Genomic DNA, 21107 nt, shown 5'->3' with positions numbered 1-21107 from the left:
GAATCATCCGACATCGGGTGATTCCGGCTTTTCGTTTCGCATGCCCAGCAGTTCGTAGACCGGAACCGAGCGAGTGCCGCTTTCCAGTTCCATTCGTTCGATATACCCGAACCGGATTTTTCCCGCCGCGGAACGGATCGTGACGGGCTCGATCATGATGCCGGTCGTGCGGGCCTTCTTGCTTTCCGCTTCGAGTTTCATCGCAACCTGCAGGGTGCGCCCGATCACGGTGTAGTCGAGCCGGCCACGGGAAGAGCCGATACAGCCGGCGACCACCTGGCCGCAGGCGAGTCCGATTCCCGTCTGGACGGTGAACAGGCCCTGTTTCGCGCGATCGCGATTGAATTCGTCGAGGGCTTCGCGCATGGCGAAGGCGGCCCGGCAGGCACGCACCGCAGAAGGTTCTTCTCCTTCGCGAGGGTAGAATACCGCCTGAATGGCGTCGCCGATGAACTTGTCGAGAACGCCGTGGTGGTCCTTGATGCACCGAGCCATTTTCGTGAAATACCCGTTGAGCATCAGAACGACCTGTTCTGGAGGATGCGTTTCGGAGATCGTTGTAAAGCCTCTGATATCTGAAAACAGGATCGTCGCCTCGACGCGCTGTCCGCCTGGTCTGATGCCGCTGTCGTCGTCGCGCGCGACGACCTGGAGGACATCTTCGGACACGAGGCGGCTCATTCGTTCCTTTTCCTGCAAACCTTCCGCCATGCGGTTGAGCGAATCCCCGAGTTCTCCGAATTCGTCGAGGGTCTCGGTTTGAACACGCCACGAGAGACTTCCTCTCGACGTGGCCTGGATCGCCTCGATGAACGACGCCATCGGCCGGGTCAGGAACCACGTCGTGGCGCGGGCGATGAGAACGGCGAGGAACAGGGCACACAACACGAGCGCCAGACCCCAGGTGCGCGTGAAACCGCCGGGGAGCTCGTCGAGCGGTTCCGCATAGGCCATCGCGAGATAAGCTCCCATACCCATCATCCGGCCGGCGGCCAGATACGGGGTGGCTCCTCGCATATTGTTCATCCGTCCGTTGGTACGTGAGGCGAGGAAGGAATTCGCCAGCCATTTGCGGCTTTCCGCGAGCTCCACGAAGGGAACGGTGAACGTCGGCCATTCGAGGTTCACCGTTTCGCTGGTCTTCGTGGGAATACGATATACATGAATATATATTTTGAATCCGTTCTTTTCGCGGCAAAGAAGGCGGGGATGCCGTTCCAGAATCCGGAAAAAGGGAACGAAGGGCATGTGAGGCTCGAGAACCCCGATGGCGGCGATTTTTGGCGGCACCCCGGCCGAGCCGCCGCCGAGCATGACCAGTTTCTGGAAGGTTCCAGAAACTGGGTTTTCAAACAGACAGCCGGGATTCGCAAACAATTCGCCGAAGTATTTCATATCGAAGTTCTTTTCGAGAACCGACAAGGAAATGGCGATCGCGTTCTGGATTTTCTCCTGCGTCTTGCGATCCAGCTGGGAAAAAGCGCCCCGGGCACACATCGTCTCGGCCAGCGGTCCCCGGAGAAAATCTCCGATCCGTTTCATGAGGCTGTTCTTGTTGCCGCCCCACACGAACCGCTCCTCTCCGTCGTTGCGGAACCACTGCATCCCCACCATCACCTGGGCACTCTTCAGGCTTCGCACCCAGGCTTCTCCATGGGTTGCATCGCGGGTGTTTCGCCACAGCGCACGCTGTACGGAGCGCAAGCGTTTTTCAGCCCGCAGAGCAGATGCCCGCATGAACCGGTCGAGACGTTCGAGTTCGAGCGTCATGACGTCGAGCGTTTCCTCCGCCTTCAGGTCGTGTTCCGAACGGAGAAACGCGCGTCCCATCCAGCCGATCCCGACGAGCGGCACGACGGCCCCCAAGAGGAACACCAGCGTCACCTTGGTGCCGATCCCCGTCGACAGCGGCAGTTCCGGGCTCATCAGCCGTGACAGCACGAAAAGGCCCAGAAGGCCGGCGATTCCGAGAACGATATCCAGAAGCGAGCGCCCATCGGGCGAAAGAACGGTCAGCTCATCCGACCGGATCCGGATTCCAAGAACGGGAAGCCGACCTTTCTCGATCAGATCGACCAGTTCCGGATTCCATCGTGTCAGGTTGAGAATCCTGCCCGGGGCCAGATCGAGATAAATCAGATCGCCGTTCTCACGTTCGAATCGTGGAAGGCCGTGCGCGGAACGCATGCCGAACAGCCGTTCTCCCTTCGTCGTTCTGCGATGCCCGATCTTCCGAAGAATCACGCCGGGGCGCATGTCCTTGTCGAGAAAACTCACCTGGATCAACGCGTCCATCTGGCCGGAGCCGGCTGAAAACACGGGGATATTGATGATGAAGCAGGAACTTTGGTGCAGGAGGGAATACGCGGGAAAGGCCTTTGCATACCATTCCTCCATGCTGCTTGGGATGTCCAGGAGACTTCGGATGACTCCGTCAGACCAGCGGCATGACGGGGGCTTGCCGACGAGGAGTTGACGCAGGAATTCCATCCCGAACCGGGAGGAATAAAACAGGAAATATTCGCGCATCGCGGCTTTCAGGACGCCGGTGTCCACCCTTCCCCGAAGCGCCGGTGTCAGATAGGCGTTCTGGGATTCGGCGCCCATGACGAGGACATACGCCGGCGGGATTCCCGTCAGTTCGAAGATCTTCCTCCTCAGCCGGAGAACCGACTCGCCTCTCGTCAGCGTCTTCGGGTCGAACGACGCCAGCCAGGGCCAGTTGCGACTTGGAGCCCACGGATCGATATTCTTCTGCTGGAGCAATTCATGCAGGATCTCGCTCGCTCCGAGATCCGCCTGAAAGTCCTGCATCTGCGTCACGCAGTCCTGGCGAGCCTGCATCAGGCGTTCCTCGGCCTGCCGGGCGATCTCGCCCAGGTAGAAGGATCGGAACACCGCCAGCGGGATGACGACGAGAAACAGCCACAGGCCGATCATCTCGCGAATGCCCGGTTTGCGGCGGCCGGCGGCGGACGTCGTTCGATGCGGTCCGTTCACGCCCCGGCCTCCGGCAACAGTTCGAACAGGCTCACCGGCAGATCCTTGCCTTTGATCGGAATGGCTCCGAGAGGCTGGACGACACACGTTCCCCGGCACACCTCGGCCGTGGCAGGGCAGATGGCGATGCCGGTCCGGCTGGCCAGCTCGGAGCGGGACTCGAGCCGGGCGGCGAGATTCACCGTGTCGCCGATGACGGTGAGCGACTGCCGCCCGTCCTCCGACCCGATGTAGCCGGAGATCATCTCACCCGTGGCGATGCCGATGCCGATCTCGATCTGAAAGCTTCCCGCCGCGGCCCGCTCCCGGTTGAGCGTCGCGAGTTCGCGCCTCATATCGAGAGCCGTTCCGGCGGCCCTGAGTTCCGGGGGGGCGGCATTCTCCAGAGGAGCGAACACCGCCATTATTGCGTCAGATATATATTTATCGATCGTTCCCCGCCGAGCGGTTATGACGCTCTCCATGACGTCGAAATACCGGTTCAGGAGGGCCACGACGTCCTCGGGCGGCTGCGACTCGGCCAGCGAGGAAAATCCCCGGATATGCGCGAACAGCACGGTCCGGCGGACTCGCAGTCCGCCAGCATCCCGCATCGCGGCCTGGTCCCGGCGGACGGAGCGAAGGGCCTCGTCGGACACGAAGCGGGTCAGCCGCTGGCGCTCCCTGAGGCCCCGGGTCATGAGGTTGAACTCGTGGCCCAGCATCGCAAACTCGTCCTTCGTTTCGAGGGTGACGTCGACGTCGAGCTCGCCCTTCCCCACTCTGGCGGCGGCCTCGGTCAGTTTTCGGAGCGGCCGGGCGAAAGCTCCGGCGAGCACCATTCCCTGCAAGAAAAGAATGCCGACCGAGTACACGGCCAGGAGCATCGCCCATCCGGTTTCCGTCTGCCACCAGGCGATGTCGCTCCGCCAGTGACCGCCCGCGACGGCGACGAAGGGAAGCGGCGAGAATTTTCGGACGGCGAAGAGCATCGGCAGGCCGTTTTCCCGCGTATCCCAGGTTCCTTCGAGGTCTGAATCAACCGCTCTGCGGGCGACCGATCGCAGCAGGGCGTCCCGCCGCGCCCCTTCGGGCCAGACGCCGGACGTCGCGTCTCCCGCCCCCTGGAGATGAGGGATCGAAAACAGCCCGGCGCGCACCTGGAAGCCGGACCGCCCATCACCCAGGTTGCCAAGCGGGTTGGCAAGACTCCGCATGTAGCTTTCGGCCAGGCTGATATAGGTTTCACGCGCGAACAGAACGCCAATGGGGGTGGGAAGAGCCGCATCCGCCTCGGTAACGATCTCGAGGCTGTACTGCGCCGCCCGGTCGCCGAAAAGGCTGATCTCCAGCGGCCTGAAGTCCTGCAGGAGAATGCCGTTGAGTTCGCGATTCTGGAACGCTTCGGCGAAGGCCGCCGCGGAAATCATGCCCCCGCTTTTTTTCACGGCGTCTTCCGTTTCCGGAGTGATACTGCGGGTGAAACGCAGAAGCGCCCATGCCATCGCCTTGAAGGGATCGGCGATGATCCGCTCGATCCGAGTTTCGTCCCACGGCCCGCGCCCCTGGGGAAAGGTACGAATCAGGGTCTGCCCGTCCCGCCGGACATACTGCACCGTATCGAGTTCGCTTTCCCGTAGCAGCCGATCGAGAAGGTTCGCCACCTTTGAAATGGGCCATGAGTCACTTTTCCCGAAGCGTTTCCGCCACTTCAGAAATCGTGTCCGATGCGAAAGCGAGTAACTCTTCAAACCGTTTTCGAGCCGGGCGAGCTGTTCGGACATCGAGATCAGCTCCCGCTTGATTTCGAGGCGCTGATGGAAGCTGAAATACGCGGTAGCGGCAGTCCAGAACGCCAGCAGCGGAAATGCCATGGCCAGCCCAAGAGCGAAGAGGAGCTTTCCCCGGACGTCCATGTTCCGGACGAACATCCAGCGATCGCCAAACAGGATCAGCCACAAGGCAAAAAGGCCGCCGGCCGAGAGCAGAAAGTCGACGAGCGAAAAAAAACGTCGGGCCGGGTGGCGAATCCGTTCCCATCCGATCCGCACCCCGAGATACGGCGAATCCTTTCCCGCCGTTATGCCCTTCACCGGCAGGCCGGGATCCCGGGCAAGAGGGTTCCAGAGAGTGATGCCTCGGCGGCTTTTCGTGAACACAGGGCCTCGAAGGGTTTTGCCGCGGCCGAAGAGATATCCGAACTGCTCCGGCGCGCCAAGGCGGGCAGCCTGGTCGGCAAGACGCCGGGCAGGAACGGTCCGGTCGAGCACCCCGACGAGATATCCTCCCAGCAAGGGCGCATCGGGCTGGTCGGAAGCGGTGATGAACCGGTGATACAGAACGAGTTTTTCCCCTCCGAACCGGTGGGTGAAAAAGCTGCGAGGCTGCGCCGGGACTCCGAAGGGCAATGCATACATGCCGAAATAATATGTGACGAAACGCGTCACCTCGGCTCGCAGGCGCTCGATTCCCGCGTTTCCCTCCCAGCGGCGGCGATCGTCGGGAACCCCTTTTTCCGGCTGCCACAGGCTTCGGCCGGGGGTTCTCGCCAGCGCATGAAGCCAGTTCCTCACGCTCCGCCGGGAAAACTGCTCCAACGGGGAAATATACGCCGGGTTCGTTCGTATCTCGCTCTCCCGGCCATCCGGCCCGAAGGTGAACAGGAACAGCGGCGCGGTCCCGAAGGCGTTCCCGAACCCCCGCCAGAGATCTTCCGCGAGAGCGGCTGCTTCGAACGGAAGAGGGGCGTCCCGACTGAAGCGGAATCGGTTCTCTTCGCCGACCGGGGGAAAGCCGGCACGACGTTCGATCCGCTGGAGAGCATCCGCCAGTCCCCGCTCCAGTTTCAGCCGGTTCGCGGCGTCCTCGGCCTCGTTCATCAACTCGCGCTTCACCAGCTGGAGATTCGTCGCCTCTTCGCGCCGGATCACCTCTCTGAATGCGAACCGCAGGGTAAAAAACGGAAGGAGGATAACGAGAAACCAGAACAGCAGACGTGCTTCGGGGGCGATTTCCCGCGGGCGTATCACCGTCTCCGCATGGCTGTCGCGAGGTTGTTTCATGCCGTCTTCCATCATCGGGCATATTGTATCGCATCCCGTTCTTCCGTGGTATACGGACGGTTCATCGGCGGGACGGCCCCATGAAATCCGCACGGGATTTGACTTTTTCAGGCTTCCGTGCGAAACTTGGACGTTATTCCGGGCTTTCGGCACGGTACCGAAGCCTGATTTTCGAAGGAGCCTTCATGAAAAAGACGAACCAGACAGGAACGGAGCGTGAAACGATGCCCACGACCACGACGAACCGCCTTCCCTACAAGGTGAAAGATATCGATCTTTGGCAGCTCGGCCGCAAGGAGATCGAGATCGCCGAGCACGAAATGCCCGGCCTTATGGCCCTGCGCGAGAAGTACGGCGCGAAGAAACCCCTCCGCGGCGCGCGCATCGCCGGGTCGCTGCATATGACCGTCCAGACCGCCGTTCTGATCGAGACTCTGGCCGAGCTCGGCGCCGACGTCCGGTGGTGCAGCTGCAATATCTTTTCGACGCAGGACACCGCCGCGGCGGCCATCGCCAAGCGCGGCATCCCGGTCTTCGCCTGGAAGGGCGAAACCCTCGAAGAGTATTGGTGGTGCACGCAGGAAGCGCTGACCTGGCCGGACGGCCAGGGCCCGACCCTGATCGTTGATGACGGCGGCGACGCCACGATGATGATTCACATTGGCTACGAAGCCGAGCGCAATCCGAAGATCCTCGACCGGCACGCCGAGGGTGAAGACGAGCAGGAACTGCTCGCGATCCTCAAGAAGACCCTGAAGGCCGAGCCCAGGAAGTGGACGAACATGCTGCCGCACATCAAGGGCGTCAGCGAGGAAACGACGACCGGCGTTCATCGCCTGTACAAGATGATGGAAGAGAAGAAGCTCCTCTTCCCCGCGATCAACGTGAACGACTCGGTCACCAAGTCGAAGTTCGACAACCTGTACGGCTGCCGCGAAAGCCTCGTCGACGGCATCAAGCGCGCGACCGACGTCATGATCGCCGGCAAAGTCGCTGTCGTGTGCGGCTACGGCGACGTCGGCAAGGGCTGCGCCCAGGCGCTGCGCTCGTATGGCGCGCACGTCGTCGTCACCGAGATCGACCCGATCTGCGCCCTGCAGGCCATGATGGCCGGCTACGTCGTCGACACCGTCGAGAACACGCTCGGCAAGGCCGACATCTACGTCACCACGACCGGCAACCGCGACATCATCACCGCCGACCACATGGCGAAAATGAAGGATCAGGCGATCGTCTGCAACATCGGACACTTCGACAACGAGATCCAGATGAGCAAGCTCGAGACCTGGAAGGGCGTGAAGCGCACGAACATCAAGCCCCAGGTCGACCGCTACACCTACGCCGACGGCCACAGCATCTACATTCTGGCCGAAGGCCGCCTCGTCAATCTCGGCTGCGCCCGCGGCCACCCCAGCTTCGTGATGAGCAGCTCGTTCACGAACCAGACGCTCGCCCAGATCGACCTCTGGACCAGCGACCACAAGGTCGGCGTCTACACTCTCTCGAAGAAGCTCGACGAGGAAGTCGCCCGCCTGCACCTCGAGAAGCTCGGCGCGAAGCTCACCGTGCTGACGAAGGACCAGGCCGACTACATCGGCGTCCCGGTCGAGGGGCCCTACAAGTCGGACCACTACCGCTACTGAGCCGTATTCCCGAAGCCGCCCGGCCGCAAAGCCGGGCGGTTTTGTTTTTACCGGCCTGTTCGCACCCGACGCTGGAGGGCGTGAAAACGCCTCCCCACGGATCGAGGAGTTCCCGTTTTCCCTGCTCGTTTCCTTGCCAGGATATATTCTTGTCAGATAGCATGGTACATGCCTTGGTTCGTATTTTGAATTGGGAAAAGGAACATCTATGCGCCGAAGAACAACGCAGATCGCGGTTATTCTCCTGGCCGGTCTTTTCGTCATCGATTCGTTCCCCGTCCTTGCCGGTCCTTTCGACGGGAAACCAGTGAACGTCGAGAGCGATGCACAACGCCCCGCCGCGGTCAACGTATCTTCCGGTGATTCGCATCGCGCTGACCCTGCTCCCACATGGTGCGAGCCGCCCTTCGAGTCCTTCGAGCTCCTCGTGGCATATCTTGTCGCCAACCAAGTCAACTCAGCGGGACGACACGGAGGGGTCTGGGCTCGCCTCGATGCCGTTCTTCTCGAGCATGCCCATTTGGCAAAGACCCCGAGGACGCGATGATGCTCTGGTCATTGGCGTACCAACGCGCGACGAAAGACTACCTGGCCAACCAGGCCTACCGGCTCCGCACTGCGCAGAAAACCGCCGTCGCCAAGAACAAGACAGAAAAAGCGTCTTCGGTCTCGCCGACCCCCTTCAAAACATTCGGGGAACTCGCCGCATGGCGGTCGCGCCAACCGGATTTCGACCATAACAGCCAACAATTTCGCGTCATCGATCCCATGGTGCTGGCCCACATGCCTCTCGTGAAAAAATTCGAGGATTTTTCAATCCTTCGTACCATGTGCGTTTCAGACTCCGCCATGAATGCCATCGCCTGGCAGGCTCTCGAAGCGGCGCGCACCCCGAACGAGGTGATCCGTGCGGCAAAGATGTCGGCCGGAAATGCCACGGACCTGAACCCCTGGGCGCGTATCATCGTCTACGGGGCAACGAAATTCACCGATACGACCAGCCTGGTGACGCTTGCCAGGATGCTGGATTCGAACGGACAACCGCTTGCCGCGGAAGACCTCATGCGCACTGCCGCCGGCTATGCAAAGACCAAGCAGGATGCAGAACTGGTTCTGAAATACACGCCGCTTCTCAAAAGGAGCGGGATGAAGAAGGCCCTCCCGGCCGCCCTTCGCTAGATATCGCTCAATCACGGGGATGACAGGGGCTGATTTCGCCCCGCGTTTGCGCGGGCGAAAAGCGCCATTAGAATATATATGAAGGAGTATAGCATGAAGGGTCTTCGGATGTTCGGCGTGTTTGGATTGTTGTCTCTCTGCCTGTTGCTGGCGGTTCAGCCCGCCGTCGCCTTCAATCCGCAGGAGTATCTTTTCTGCGACCTCACCATCCGGGTGCTCGACGTGAAGTTCGAGCACAAGGGCGCCATTTTCAACGTCTTCGCCGGGAAGAAGCTCTCGAGACTCACTGCCGAGATCGTGACCTGCGACGTCGATTCGAAGGAGAAGAAAGCCGCTCCGAACGCCTTCGAGTATCTGCAGAAGAACGCCAAGGAGATCGACCTGTTCTACGGCGGTCACCCCGAGGACAACAAGATGCCCGACCTCAGCCCGAGAGCTCTCCGGAAGACCCCCATCAAGGTCCGGGCCGTGGTGCTGATCGAGGGCGGCGACGTCAGGACCTTTTTCACCTTCTTCAACCCTAACGACGAGTTCCCCATCTTCTGGCACAACTCTCAGCTCCGCGACCTCGACCCCAAGACCAGTAAGACGAAATAGGAGAAGCAATCTATCTGAAAGGCCAGAACGATACCGGCAATGGCCCCTCCATTACTACTCGTCTCATATGTTAGTCAACAGCTATCACGAGTAAAATATAATTCCTCCAGACCGACAAGGCACAGCCGTTCGCCCTGAGCTTGTCGAAGGGCGAGTGCATTCGTGCTTCGACAAGCTCAGCACGAACGGTATCGAGTATGCGGGTGATTGTCGTGTTACTGGTGAGACGAGTAGTAGTCCGGGCTCCTCCGATCTATAGCACGGCGATATATATCATTTCGAATATGACTCGACATGTCGAAGAGCCGCGTCGAGGTCTGCCGAAGCGGCGAAGGCCCTGCCGGCTGCCGCCGTTCGGAGCTTTTCCGCGAGGGTTTCGCGGCAGTCGCACACCTGGCGGATGCAGGAGTCGAGGCGGGCGGCATCGGCCTCTTCGGGGGGAAGCACGTATTGCCAGCCGAGTTCGGCCGCCAGGCCGGTCATCTTCGGATCGACGGCAAGGCCGATCCAGGGGACGCCGGCGATCGTCGCCAGCACCGCGGCGTGGAGGCGCATGGTGACGATGAACTCGCAGGAGGCGAAGGTTTCGTCGGCGGCGGCCGCATCGCGGAGAATCGTGACCGGCAGGAGCGCCGGCTGATTCCGCCACGGTTCTTCGTCTTCACCCAGCTGGAAGGCGAGCGGGAGAATTCTATAGCCGGAGGTTTTGGCCCAGCCGGCAAGCCGTTCGGCGATGACCGGCGACATCGGGAACGAACCCCGCAGGATGACGCCGACGGTTTTCACTCCGGCAGGCGGTCGCGACGAGGAACCTGACCGGGGCCGCAGAAAGGCGAGGTCGGCCCCGACAGCGGCGGAAAGGGCGGGCCCGGGGAGCCTGGCGAGCGTCATCGCGGCTTCCCTGTCGCGGCAGGAGATATACGAGGCGAACTCGAGGACCATCCGGGCGGCGGATGCGGCGAGATACCGCTGGACCGTGCCGGGCGTGCCCCAGGGACCGAAGCCCTGGCCGCAGAGGATGAGACGCGCCCCCAGCAGGCGGCCGAAGGCGAGAAGCGCGAGATAATACAGCAGACTGCCGAGGCTCGTCGTCGCCTGCAGGAGACTGCCTCCGGGAACGACCACGGCTCGGGCGGCGGCGAGTTCTTCGAGAAGGCCGAGCAGGTCACGCCGTGAGACGGCCCGAACGTGGTCGCCCTTTTCCTCCCATTCCGCCGGCCCCCAGATGACGCTCCATTTCAGGTCCGGGCGGCGGCGGGCGGCCTCTTCGGCGAAACTGCGCCACAGCAGTTCGTCCCCCAGGTTTCCGAAGCCGAAATACCCGACCAGGACGCTCCTGTCGCTTTTGCACCCCGCGCAGGCCAGGACCCGGCAGACAAGATAGACGGCCAGCAACGCCGCTCCCGTGAGCAGGCCCGTCCAGAGGCCGTTGAATCCGCGCAGGAACGCGAGCGACAGGGGCGAGTGGAAATGGCAGAACGTGTTGACCAGCGAGACCTGGCCCATCTGCATGAAGAGGGCGAGCACGGGAAGGATTTCGGAAACGCCGCGGCGCCTGAAGAACAGGAAGAACAGCGCCGCCGGATACCCGATCAGGAACTCCTTGTTCCGGGGCCGCGCGATCAGCAGGTTTTCCAGGAACGTCCGGCCGATGTCCTCCATCGCCGACGGTTTGAGGAACGTGACATTTCCCGACCGCAGCAGATACAGCAGGGTTCCGCCGCCGACCGCGAGACCGATGAACAGCTCTCTGACCGTCAGAGGCCGCGCGAACAGCGTCAGCAGGCCGCCGCCGTACCGGCGCAGCGCCCAGACCGCCGTCCAGGCCAACGGCGCGATGAAAGCCAGTTTGATGCCGCGGAACTGCTCGAACTTGAGCAGGTAGATCGTTTCGGCATGCAGGGCCGCGACCAGGGCGCCGCCGAGGAAGCCCGGCAGTGACAGGCGCAGGAAGAAGCCTGCGAGGCCACCGAACGACGCCGGCTTCCCCGCTGCCATCGAGGCTTCGTTTGCGCCCATGGCCCAGATGCAGCCGAGCGTCGACCAGGCGATCGCGCCGACGAGGCCGGCGAACGCGATGAAGAGCGGAACCGGCAGGATGCTCCAGGCGCCGGCGGCAACGCCGAACGTCAGCCAGATATCGCGTTCGGCGGGATACCGCCATCTCGTGGCGGCAAGCAGGAGGGGAACGCCGAGCAGGAGAGCGAGGCCGATGGCCAGGCGCTCGGCCGGCGACGCCTTTCCGACCATGTGCCGGGGCTCGTCCCGGCGCTGTTCGTCGAGCCTCGGGATCTGAAAACCGTCGGCCTGCAGTCGCTTCACGACGGCGCCGAGGTAATCGAGATTGAACTGGACGAGGTCCCCGATGAATTTTTTCTTGTCCTGGAAGAAGCACCGCATGTACAGCATCTTCAGGCGGCGCTCGCGGACGGCCCTCACCCACCTGGCAATAGCACGCGATACATTATAATTCTCGTCGAGCTCCTTCCGGCCGATGCTGTGGACCCGCACGAAGGGGCGCTTTCCGCGAAGGCCCTCCAACAGGGCATCCATGCCGTCCTGGTCGTTGAACTCGACCCAGCCGATCCGGTAGGAACGGTGCGTCAGCTCGTCGATGGTTGCGGCGAGGGCGCCGCGGCTTCCGAGCACCTCCTCTTCGGCGAAGACGATCGCCGAAACATCGGCCGGATCGGGCAGGCCGGCGATCATCGAGCGGATGGCGCCCGCGGTCAGGCCGGGATGGTTGTATATTCTCAGGACGATCCCGAGGCCGCACTCGCGCGCCAGGCTCAGATACTCTTTCGAAAAACCCAGACCGACGCGGGTTTTGAAATCCTCGCCCGATCTGCGGACGATGAGCAGGTTCAGGCTGACCCGGCGGACGCGGCCGCCCGGCAGTTTCCAGCCCAGATGGTGCTCGATGCGGTCCAGGAGGCCGCTCTCCTGGGACCAGATCCAGAGGGCGCCCTGCGGCTCGACGATCTCGGTCCCGTACGACGCGACATCTCCCTCCACGGCCATCTGGCGCAGGTCGGCAAGATTGAGGATGGAGATCCGGCCTTCGGTTTCGAGCGAATGGAGAGTGTCTTCCGAAATGCCGACGGAACTCGCCCCGCGCTCGGCCGCGGCGACGAGCATCTCCTGGAGCCTCCAGCCCTCCTGGCGGGCAAGCGTCCGAAGCTCGTCGAAATCCATGACGGTCTCGATAAAGGTATCGCGCGCCTCGGCACGCCATCGGAGCAGATCGCGCCCCCCTCCCGCCAGCAGGCCCGGCAGGACGAGTATAATGAGTATTATTATACTTTTTGGCATACCATGCGAAGCGTCGCCGGGCAAGGTGGGGGATCGCGTTTCCATACGGGGCTGCGTCGTCCGGTCAGCGTTCCGGATGCAATCCCATCGCCAGCACCAGGCTCATGCTCTGTGCTTCGAGGAGAAGGCCGGGCGTCTCGGGAACCAGGACCAGGTGGAACGCGGGCAGGAACGTCTCCGCCGCAAGTTCCTTCCCGTCGGTCAGGTCGATGAGGCTTTTCCCTCGCGGCGCACGAATCTTCAGCTTGCCGGATCGCACGACGACGAGCGCCCCCGGGGTCAGCTGGACCGTGTCCCCCTTGGGAATGACGACGGAGCGGAACCGGAAAAACTGGTCGAGGTAGCTCTTGGAAACGATCGGATCGCCCGTCGTTCCGGGCTCCTGCGCCGCCGCGATCACCGGCAGGACGGCGAGGACGGCGAGAACGAGCAGCACGGGCAGCGCCGGCAGCGGTCTGGCGGCCCTGCGTTTTTGTATATGATTCACGATATATGTTACCTCCCGGGGCAGGATTGGTTCGTCGAATCACACAGTACCATACCGCCGCACCGGGGGAAAGCCCCTCTTCCTCATCGTCCCACGAGGAGCGGGACAATCACCGGAATGCCCGACACCGTTCGTGCGCAGCCTGTCGATTGCACGCCGGTCCTTCGGGAGATCTCGCGGGAATGGCCGTCGTCGCGGGGAACCTACCCCGAAATCAGGAAAATCCCTTTCGGCTCGAGGCTGATCCGGATCTCCATGGATTCCCGCAGGCCCATTTTCCGGATCGCGGCGTCGTGGATGTCGATCTCGATCTGGACCTTCGTCTCCGAGCCGGTTTCGACGAGAAGGGTGTGCATTTTTCCGCGCAGGAAGATCTTCGAGATCGTTCCCGGAAAAACGTTCTGCTTGTCATCCTGCCGCCTGTCGGCCCTCATGACGTAAACGGCTTCCGGCCGAATCCCGAAATGGACGGCCTGGCCGGCCGCGTATTTTTGCCGGCAGCGGCAGGGAACGGCGACCGTCTGGCGAATGTCTTCCCAGAGGAGCGTCACGCCCGTCTCGGTTATCTCGAGCACCTTTCCCGGGAAGACGTTCTTGATGCCGAAGAACGAAGCGGCCGCGAACGAGCGGGGATACGAGTAGATGTCATCCCGGCTTCCGCTCTGGAGAATCCTGCCGTCCATCATGATCGAGATGTGATTTCCGAGGAAAAACGCCTCGTCGTGATCGTGGGTGACGATCAGCGTCGTCATCCGGAATTCTTCGAGGAGGCTTTTCAGCAGGCGGCGGATCTCCTCGCGGAACGAGTGGTCAATGGCGGAAAACGGTTCGTCCAGGACGAGCAGCACGGGCTTCGTCACCAGCGCCCGGGCGAGCGCCACGCGCTGTTTCTCGCCGCCGCTGAGGTTCTGCGGCCACCGGTCGAGCAGGTTGCCGATGCGCAGGAACTCCACCAGGTGATCGAGGAACGGCGCGACTTCGGCGGGATCGATGGCGTTGGCCCGGACGCCGTAGAGGATGTTGTCGCGAACCGTCATCGTCGGAAACAGGCAGGTGTCCTGCGGCACGAAGGCGATCCGCCGCCTGTGCGGCGGGACCCCCGTTATCTCGCGGCCCTCGAGCAGGATCGAGCCCGTCTCGGGAGAGCGCAGTCCGATCAGGGTTTCCAGGAGAAAGGTCTTTCCGGCGCCCGTCGGGCCGACGATGACGTGGCAGTCGCCCCGAGGTATTTTCAGCGATATTGAATCGAGCCGGAACGAACCGACGACGGCGCTAACCTCGCGGAACTCAATCATACCGCACCGTCAGCACGAACCTGAGAACGAACAGGACCGAAAACCCGAGAGAGACGAGAATGAGGATCATCAGCGCCATTCCTTCGATGTCGGCGCTTCCGACGCGCATGAAAATCGAGATCGGAAGGGTTTCCGTCTTCATCGGCATCGCTCCGACCAGCATGATGGTCGCACCGAACTCGCCGATGCATTTCGAGAACGTCAGGATCGTCGCCGCCAGGATGCCGGTTTTCGCCATGGGCAGCGTGACCGTCAGAAAAGCCCGGAGCGGCGTCGCCCCCAGCGTGCAGGCAACCATCTCGTATCGGGGCGAGATGGCGTCGAACGTATTCTTCATCGTGCGCACGGCGATTCCGACCGTGGTCAAAAACTGCGCCAGGATGATCCCTGGAAATTCGAACACGAACGTCACGCCGTGCGTCTGCGCGAACTCGCCGACCCTCGTCTGGAAGAAAATCAGCACCATGGCCCCCAGGGCGATGGGCGTCACGACGAGCGGCAGCTCGAGCAGGAGATCGACGGTCCGCTTTCCCGCGAAATCGTATCGGGAAAGAGCGTAGGCGGAAGGAACGGCGAGAACCATCGAGAGGAGCGTTGCGATCACCGCGGCTTTCAGGCTGAGCATCATCGAAAACCACACGCGCTCCGAAGCGAGGGCCCGGGCGAGTCTGAGCGGGTCGATGAACGCGAAGAGGCTCAACACCAGAACGAGATACAGCGCGAATATGCCAAACGCGATCCCGATGGTCAGTTTCTTCAGCACATGCCGTTCCCCCGGGCTATTTCATCCATTCGGCCGGGACCTCGTAGGGAGCTCCCCCGACCGGCCTCTCCGCCCCGAGATACTCGAGCGCCTCACCGGGGGTCGTAAAATAGTGGAATTTCTTGAAGAATTCAAGCCCTTCCGGGGATTTCATGAACTCGACGAACTTTTTCGCGGCCTCGACATGGCGTGAGTTCTTCGTCACGGCGACGGCCAGGTAGCTGATCCGGACGACCTCCTCGGGGGGCAACTTGACCGACTGGATCAGTTCGGGGTTCCAGTGTTCGAACACGCTCCAGCCGATGACCGCATCGACCGTTTTCAGGGAAATGGCGGCAGCGGTTTTTTCACAACTTTCCGTGTATGTCACGAGATTCGCCCGGAACGCCCGCTTCTCTTCCGGGGTGAACAACCGTTCCACGAGTTCGACGGCGAAGACACCGAGGCACACGGTTTCGGGGTGGGCGATGGCCACCTTGAGGCCGGGGCGGCAGAGATCCTTGAGCGAGGCGATGTTGCGGGGATTTCCCCTCTGCACATTGATGGCCGGAACGAGGTAGACGACCGGCGTGACGGTGGACTCGTCGATCAATCCCTCTTTTGCCGCCTTGTCGATGAAGTCGATCGAGCCCGGAAAGTAGACGTCTCCCTGCCTGGACAGCTTGATCTGCGAAAGCAACATCCCAGATCCGCCGATCGAGACGTCGACCTTGATGCCCGTTGCGGCTTCGAAGGCTTTGGCGAGCGGCTCCACGACAGGTTGCGCGGCGGCGCCGGCCATGAACAGAATGCGCTCTTCGGCCGCCCGGGCGGGGTTCAGACTTCCGGCGAGACACACGACAGCAACGAGAAACGTCACGAGTGATTTCATAGACACCTCAACTCAAAGTCGCACGGTTTGGCGTTTGGAACGGCCATCTAATTACCATTATACACTATTTTTTCATACTTTTCACGATCCGCCCGCACGGCCAAGGGAACAAAACCGGACGACGGGCGGACGTGCGCGGCGGTGCGCGGCCACTTGTCGAACCGCGGGAGAGAGGGTAGAATGACGGCCCAAGCTCAAGCGCAGGAGTCGTGCAGATGGCGATCGACGAAATCGAAGTTCCCGGTTCATCCGTTTCCCTCAAATGCTGGAACGCCCGGATCGACGATATTCCGGGTTTCTTCAAGAAACTCTCGGGGGAAACCGACGTTTTCTCGATCGATCCCGAGATTCCCGGTTTCCACGACTGCGACGCGAACAAGAAGATCATCCGCGGCTTCTACTCGTGCGTCACTCCGTTCGAGGTCGAGCATCTCGTCGACGGGATCACGACGAAAACGCTGTTCAAGAAGATCGAGAGCACCGAGTTCCTGCTGCTCGAGAACTGCATGTTCACGATGGGAAGAAGCGGACCGGGAAAGGGGCTTTCGAACGTGCTCTCCGCCGCCTCGGGCTACGGAGTGACGCAGATGGAGTTCGAGTTCCGGCAGATGAGCCAACTCCAGGACCGCCTCAGCCAGACGAAGGCGATCGTGCTGACCAACCCGAAGGACAAGGAAGTCCGGCGGGCGCGTCTCGCGGGGCTCATCGAAAGCTATACCGAATACAATGTTATCGACCCGCGCAATCACGGGATCGAGAACGTCTCCGGCCTCGTCGATTCTCCGCTCGGCCCGGTGACGATCACGGTGACGCGGAAAGGCGGCCTGCGGCTGCGCGTGAAGAAGGGGTTCATTCTCACGGTCGAGTGCCTGCTCTGGCTCCTGGCCCTGATCCGCGACGAGGAACCGCCTGAGGCCGTCGCCCGCCGCTCCTGACGCAGGGCGAAACACACCGCGACGTCACAAAGGCACGAAGAACATCCGATTTTTTTTGTGCCTGGCATGTGTGTTTCACTTCGAGAACCAATCCGCAGGTGACGCTGATGAAGCGGATTTCGCAGATGAAACTCCGAAAACCTTCTTCCCCTGGAGTTTCCGATCCCTCGCGAAAAAAGCTCGTTTCAGACGTTCGTTCTTATTGAGTCCTGCATATCAAAAACCAGCTTCGTGTCTCCGTTCGTGCTGAGCTTGTCGAAGCACGAACAGCCACTTGCCGATGATTCCTCATTTCGCCTTTCGACAGGCTCAGGGCGAACGGGTGGTTTTCATTCTGCAGGAATCAATATCTGCTCTTCATCAGGCTTTCATCTGCCTCTCATCTGCTGATGCCTTCCTGAAAACCTCGTTTTATTCAATGGAGTATATTTGTGGTGACGTATCGTTCACTCGAAGTGCTGGAGGCGTTCGACGGCGCGGCGGACGGTTTCGAGGACGAAGGGCTCCTGCTCGGTTTCGAGCAGGCCTTCGAGGGTCGGCAGGGCGACGCAGGCGACGCTTCCCATCTCGCCGAGCGCGTGCGCGGCGGCTTCGCGCGTGAGCGGGTCGCCCTCGACGACGGCCTTTTCGAGAGCATGGACGGCCTCCTCGCCGAGCCGGCCCAGGATGTTCGCCACGATCCAGCGAACGGAGCGGGTGACCGTGCCGAGGGACTGGACGAGCTCGGGGATCGCGCAGGCGCCGAGCCGCACGAGCGTTTCGCCGGCGAGATACGAGATGCCGACATGCTCTTCCCGCAGGAGCGTGATGATCGAGGGGACCGCGGGCCGGCCGATCTGGACGACGATGTCGGCGGCCCAGCATCGCATCGACACGTCGTTTTCCCGCATGAGACGAACGAGCGGCGCAACGGCGTTTCCGCCGAAATGACTCAGCGCCGCGGCGCCGTTCCTGCGACTGACGGCGCCGGAGCGGACCGCCTCGACGAGTGGCTCGACCGACAACGGGCCGATATGCTCCAGGGTTTCGATGACCGACTGTCGAACAGCCTCTTCAGGAGCATCCAGCAGTTTCAGCAAGCCGGGAATCGCGTCACTCCCGACATGAGCGAGAACCGGGGCCGCGAACGTCCTGATCTGGTCGTCGTTCAGCGCATCGAGGAGCAGTGGGATCGCATCCGGCCCGGCATCGCCCAGTGCCGTGGCGGTGAAATTCCTGACGAACGCGTCCCGGTCCCGAAGGAGCTGAACCAGCATCGGCAACCCGGGTCGGCCGATGCGCGACAACGCGGTCGCCATCGTCCGGCGGAGAAGGGGATCCTGTTCCGTCTGAAGCCGTTCCGACAGAGCCTGCAGAATCACCTCCGCATCGAGACGCAACCGGCCGGCGACGACCGCTGCGGCGCGGCAGACGAGGGGTTCGGGATCCCGCATTGAGATCGCCGTCACCTCGGAAACGTCCCGGCCGAGCTTGTGCCAGACGGGCAACTCGAAAACGGCCATCTCGCGAAGCCCAGGGAGCGGCGCATACAACGATTCGAGGAACGCGGCCCAGCTGTCCTCGTGGGGCATCGCACTGACGGGGGCATCATGTTTTCTGTTCATACTCGATCCTCATCCAGATGAAATTCGTTCCTGCAGAGGAAGCCGCTTCCCCGCCGTCGCGTCTTCCGTTCGGGCCCTCCCGCGCCGGGCATCGTCAACCGACCCCGTCGACGGTCTCGGCGAGGGCGTCCCGGGACCTTGAATATCTGTTTCTATAGATAAAATTGCGCTCGCCGAGCATCATCACGTCGCCGTCCACGAGCGGCCTATAGCGGTAGCGGCCGCCGATGAAGGAGACGGGCGTTTCATCGAGGCACTCGAGGACATGCACGCCGTCGTGTTCAGTGATGACGAACCATTGGGCCGGCCCTTCGTCGATGCTCAGATCGCAGCCGTCATCGGAACCGGCCAGGATCTCCTCGGTCTCGAGCCGGTACTGCACCGGCCAACCGGAGGCGACGGACTCCTCGATCCAGGATTCTTTCAACAATTCCACCGCGAGGGCCGGTCCGAGGGAGGCTCCGATTCCGATCAGGAGACACCCGCCGACCCAGACGCCGCGCGGGAAAAGAACCATGTCGGCCGTGAGCCCGGCGAGGATCAGCGCGGGCGCGAGGCCCATGAAGGCCTGGCAGGCCGCCTTCGGCGCGCTCATCACGATGCCGCGGGACGCGGCGAGGGCGACGGAAAAGACCGCCCACCACAGCAGGCGCAGGAGGATCTCGGGCGAGCGCCTCGCAAGCCCCGCCCATTCGCCGAGGAGGGCGAACAGGACCGTGGAGACCATCGAGACGGCGAGTCCGACAGCGGCGGCGGCGAGAAACCGCTGCCCCGCCTTTCGCATCCGGCCTTCATGCCAGAGAGCCGTCACGGCCTGTTCGCCACCGATCAGGATCGCACCGAGCAGGCCGACGGTGAGGGTCGTCTGGAGAAACTCGCCGCCGAAACCCCACGGGACGCCGCCCCGCAGAGACAGCCACGACGCCCATCCGGCGATGAGGCCGATGAACGCGGCGTCGATGATCGGCAGCAGATTCAATGACATAGAAAGGGACGGCCGCTTCCGCGGATGAATCTCACCTGCGAAAGCGGCTCCATAACTCCTCGGTTACTGGATATCCTCGACCAGCGTCATTTTGGAGACGAAGTAGATGCCGTAGGCGTCTTCAAGCTCCTGCGGCGTGATCGTCGTGTCGGCGTTTTCCATGAACCGCTTCTTGTCGAAGACCATGTTGAGGATGTCGCGGGGATGGACCGCCCGGAGGCCGCGCCGATCGCGCTTGTAGAGCCCCATCAGCGACTCGATGTTCGCCGGGTCGAACTTCAGGCCGATTTTTTCGGCATACGACTTCCAGATCGCCGTGTATTCCTCGACGGTGGGGTTGCGGACGTTGATCTTGTAAGGCAGGCGGCGCAGGAACGCGTCGTCGACGATCTTCATCGGATCGAGGTTGGTGCTGAACAGGACGATTTCGTCGGTCGGCACTTCCATGCGCTGGCCGCCGAGAACGAGGTAATCGACCTTGTTTTCGAGCGGGATGATGAAGCGGTTGAAGATGTCTTCGACGTTGCAGCGCTGGCGTCCGAGATCGTCGATAAGCAGGACGCCGCCGGTCGCCTTGACCTGGGGCGGCGAGTCGAAACAGCCATATTTTTTGTTATATACGACCTCGAGGTTTTCGAGCGTCAGTTCGCCGCCGGCGGTGATCATCGGCGGATGGACGACGACCCAGCGCTGATCGAGCCCTTCCAGGTCGACGTTCTCGATGGCCTGGTGGCAGCTCGGATCGAACATGCGCACGAGCTGGCCGCCGACTTCGACGGCATACGGCACGATCATCGGCGGAAGCAGGCGCACGACGTTGCTGCACAGGAAGGTCTTGCCGTTTCCCGGAAAGCCGTAGACGAAGGCGGGCTTTCTGGCGCAGACGGCCTGGCCGATCTGGATCAGAACGTCCTTGTAGCCGAGGTGGTGGGCGAACTTCTCGGTCAGGATCTTCTGGTTGATCGAGAAACTCTTCTTGTTCGCGGCGAGCACATCCTTGGTGATGCGGACGTATTCCTCGAATCCGACCGGGGCGGCGCCGAGATACGAGTCGCGCTCGTAGATGTTCTTGGCGCGCTCGATTCCCTTGGGATACAGACCGTACTGGTAGTCGGAGCCCATGCCGGTGCCGCCGACCATGCCGACCATTTCCTGCTGTTTGAGGTCGTTGATCAGCTTCTGGATGATATCAGGCTTGACGCGAAGCGACTTTCCGATCTGTCGGGGGGTGCGCTTCCCGTGAATGTGCAGTTCCTTGAAGATCATGTCGTTCACGATCTCGGAGTTGATCTTGAGATCGTACAGCGTTTCGGGCTCCTTCGGGATGAAACTCTTCAGATCCACCTGCGACATCGATCAATTCCCCTTTTCAGGCAATTTGCCCCGCATCATCTC

14 protein-coding genes are annotated in these 21107 nt (G+C 61.9%); 4 read left to right on the top strand and 10 right to left on the bottom strand.

Going from position 1 to position 21107, the window contains the following annotated elements:
* Positions 1-3: 3 nt before the first annotated feature.
* Together PLU72_07245 and PLU72_07240 are read right to left on the bottom strand one after the other, a co-directional pair.
* Positions 4-3000 (bottom strand): adenylate/guanylate cyclase domain-containing protein, encoded by a 2997-nt coding sequence (locus PLU72_07245; protein HOT27968.1) that lies wholly within the window; start codon positions 2998-3000, stop codon positions 4-6.
* The gene (locus tag PLU72_07240; protein HOT27967.1) at positions 2997-6041 is read right to left on the bottom strand and encodes an adenylate/guanylate cyclase domain-containing protein; all 3045 of its coding nucleotides are present in this window, start codon (positions 6039-6041) and stop codon (positions 2997-2999) included. Before PLU72_07240 ends, PLU72_07245 begins: the two co-directional genes overlap by 4 nt.
* A 224-nt stretch (positions 6042-6265) precedes the next feature.
* Here PLU72_07240 and ahcY point away from each other — a divergent pair, with 224 nt between their 5' ends.
* The 3 genes from ahcY to PLU72_07225 all read left to right on the top strand — a co-directional run bounded on the left by ahcY (position 6266) and on the right by PLU72_07225 (position 9460).
* On the top strand, positions 6266-7684 hold the full coding sequence (ahcY, locus tag PLU72_07235; GenBank protein ID HOT27966.1) for an adenosylhomocysteinase: 1419 nt from the start codon (positions 6266-6268) through the stop codon (positions 7682-7684).
* Between the two features lie 543 nt (positions 7685-8227).
* The gene (locus tag PLU72_07230) at positions 8228-8863 is read left to right on the top strand and encodes a hypothetical protein (protein ID HOT27965.1); all 636 of its coding nucleotides are present in this window, start codon (positions 8228-8230) and stop codon (positions 8861-8863) included.
* Between the two features lie 93 nt (positions 8864-8956).
* Entirely contained in the window at positions 8957-9460 is a 504-nt protein-coding gene (locus PLU72_07225; protein ID HOT27964.1) for a hypothetical protein, read from the top strand.
* Positions 9461-9733: 273 nt separating this feature from the next.
* Here PLU72_07225 and PLU72_07220 read toward each other — a convergent pair whose 3' ends face one another.
* The 5 genes from PLU72_07220 to modA form a co-directional block, all read right to left on the bottom strand.
* Positions 9734-12817, bottom strand: a complete 3084-nt coding sequence (locus PLU72_07220) for a DUF5693 family protein (protein HOT27963.1) — start codon at positions 12815-12817, stop codon at positions 9734-9736.
* Between the two features lie 19 nt (positions 12818-12836).
* Positions 12837-13259, bottom strand: coding sequence for a hypothetical protein (locus PLU72_07215; protein HOT27962.1), 423 nt, complete (start codon positions 13257-13259; stop codon positions 12837-12839).
* A 203-nt stretch (positions 13260-13462) separates the two neighbouring features.
* Positions 13463-14554 carry an ABC transporter ATP-binding protein gene (locus tag PLU72_07210; GenBank protein ID HOT27961.1) on the bottom strand — a complete coding sequence of 364 codons (1092 nt, stop codon included), beginning with the start codon at positions 14552-14554 and terminating at the stop codon, positions 13463-13465.
* Positions 14547-15317: an ABC transporter permease gene (locus PLU72_07205; GenBank protein HOT27960.1), complete on the bottom strand. Its 771-nt coding sequence runs from the start codon at positions 15315-15317 to the stop codon at positions 14547-14549. Before PLU72_07205 ends, PLU72_07210 begins: the two co-directional genes overlap by 8 nt.
* Before the next feature lie 16 nt (positions 15318-15333).
* Entirely contained in the window at positions 15334-16188 is an 855-nt protein-coding gene (modA, locus tag PLU72_07200) for a molybdate ABC transporter substrate-binding protein (GenBank protein HOT27959.1), read from the bottom strand.
* Between the two features lie 215 nt (positions 16189-16403).
* Here modA and PLU72_07195 point away from each other — a divergent pair, with 215 nt between their 5' ends.
* Positions 16404-17123: a hypothetical protein gene (locus tag PLU72_07195; GenBank protein HOT27958.1), complete on the top strand. Its 720-nt coding sequence runs from the start codon at positions 16404-16406 to the stop codon at positions 17121-17123.
* 446 nt (positions 17124-17569) lie between these two features.
* Here PLU72_07195 and PLU72_07190 read toward each other — a convergent pair whose 3' ends face one another.
* The 3 genes from PLU72_07190 to PLU72_07180 form a co-directional block, all read right to left on the bottom strand.
* Positions 17570-18727 carry a HEAT repeat domain-containing protein gene (locus PLU72_07190; protein ID HOT27957.1) on the bottom strand — a complete coding sequence of 386 codons (1158 nt, stop codon included), beginning with the start codon at positions 18725-18727 and terminating at the stop codon, positions 17570-17572.
* Between the two features lie 94 nt (positions 18728-18821).
* Complete coding sequence (locus tag PLU72_07185) at positions 18822-19712, bottom strand: hypothetical protein (GenBank protein ID HOT27956.1); 891 nt, start codon at positions 19710-19712, stop codon at positions 18822-18824.
* Positions 19713-19775: 63 nt separating this feature from the next.
* A complete protein-coding gene (locus tag PLU72_07180; GenBank protein HOT27955.1) occupies positions 19776-21065 on the bottom strand; it encodes a hypothetical protein in 1290 nt (429 codons plus the stop codon).
* Positions 21066-21107: the final 42 nt, after the last annotated feature.

Source organism: Candidatus Ozemobacteraceae bacterium (assembly GCA_035373905.1).
GTDB lineage: Bacteria > Muiribacteriota > Ozemobacteria > Ozemobacterales > Ozemobacteraceae > MWAR01.
This window is presented reverse-complemented; position numbering and strand designations above follow the sequence as displayed.

Bases quoted from the DNA above. Each gene is read 5' to 3' on its own strand.
- PLU72_07240 (HOT27967.1), bottom strand. From the start codon at position 6,041: ATGAAACAACCTCGCGACAGCCATGCGGAGACGGTGATACGCCCGCGG.
- ahcY (HOT27966.1), top strand. From the start codon at position 6,266: ATGCCCACGACCACGACGAACCGCCTTCCCTACAAGGTGAAAGATATC.
- PLU72_07230 (HOT27965.1), top strand. From the start codon at position 8,228: ATGATGCTCTGGTCATTGGCGTACCAACGCGCGACGAAAGACTACCTG.
- PLU72_07225 (HOT27964.1), top strand. From the start codon at position 8,957: ATGAAGGGTCTTCGGATGTTCGGCGTGTTTGGATTGTTGTCTCTCTGC.
- PLU72_07220 (HOT27963.1), bottom strand. From the start codon at position 12,817: ATGGAAACGCGATCCCCCACCTTGCCCGGCGACGCTTCGCATGGTATG.
- PLU72_07210 (HOT27961.1), bottom strand. From the start codon at position 14,554: ATGATTGAGTTCCGCGAGGTTAGCGCCGTCGTCGGTTCGTTCCGGCTC.
- modA (HOT27959.1), bottom strand. From the start codon at position 16,188: ATGAAATCACTCGTGACGTTTCTCGTTGCTGTCGTGTGTCTCGCCGGA.
- PLU72_07195 (HOT27958.1), top strand. From the start codon at position 16,404: ATGGCGATCGACGAAATCGAAGTTCCCGGTTCATCCGTTTCCCTCAAA.
- PLU72_07190 (HOT27957.1), bottom strand. From the start codon at position 18,727: ATGAACAGAAAACATGATGCCCCCGTCAGTGCGATGCCCCACGAGGAC.
- PLU72_07185 (HOT27956.1), bottom strand. From the start codon at position 19,712: ATGTCATTGAATCTGCTGCCGATCATCGACGCCGCGTTCATCGGCCTC.
- PLU72_07180 (HOT27955.1), bottom strand. From the start codon at position 21,065: ATGTCGCAGGTGGATCTGAAGAGTTTCATCCCGAAGGAGCCCGAAACG.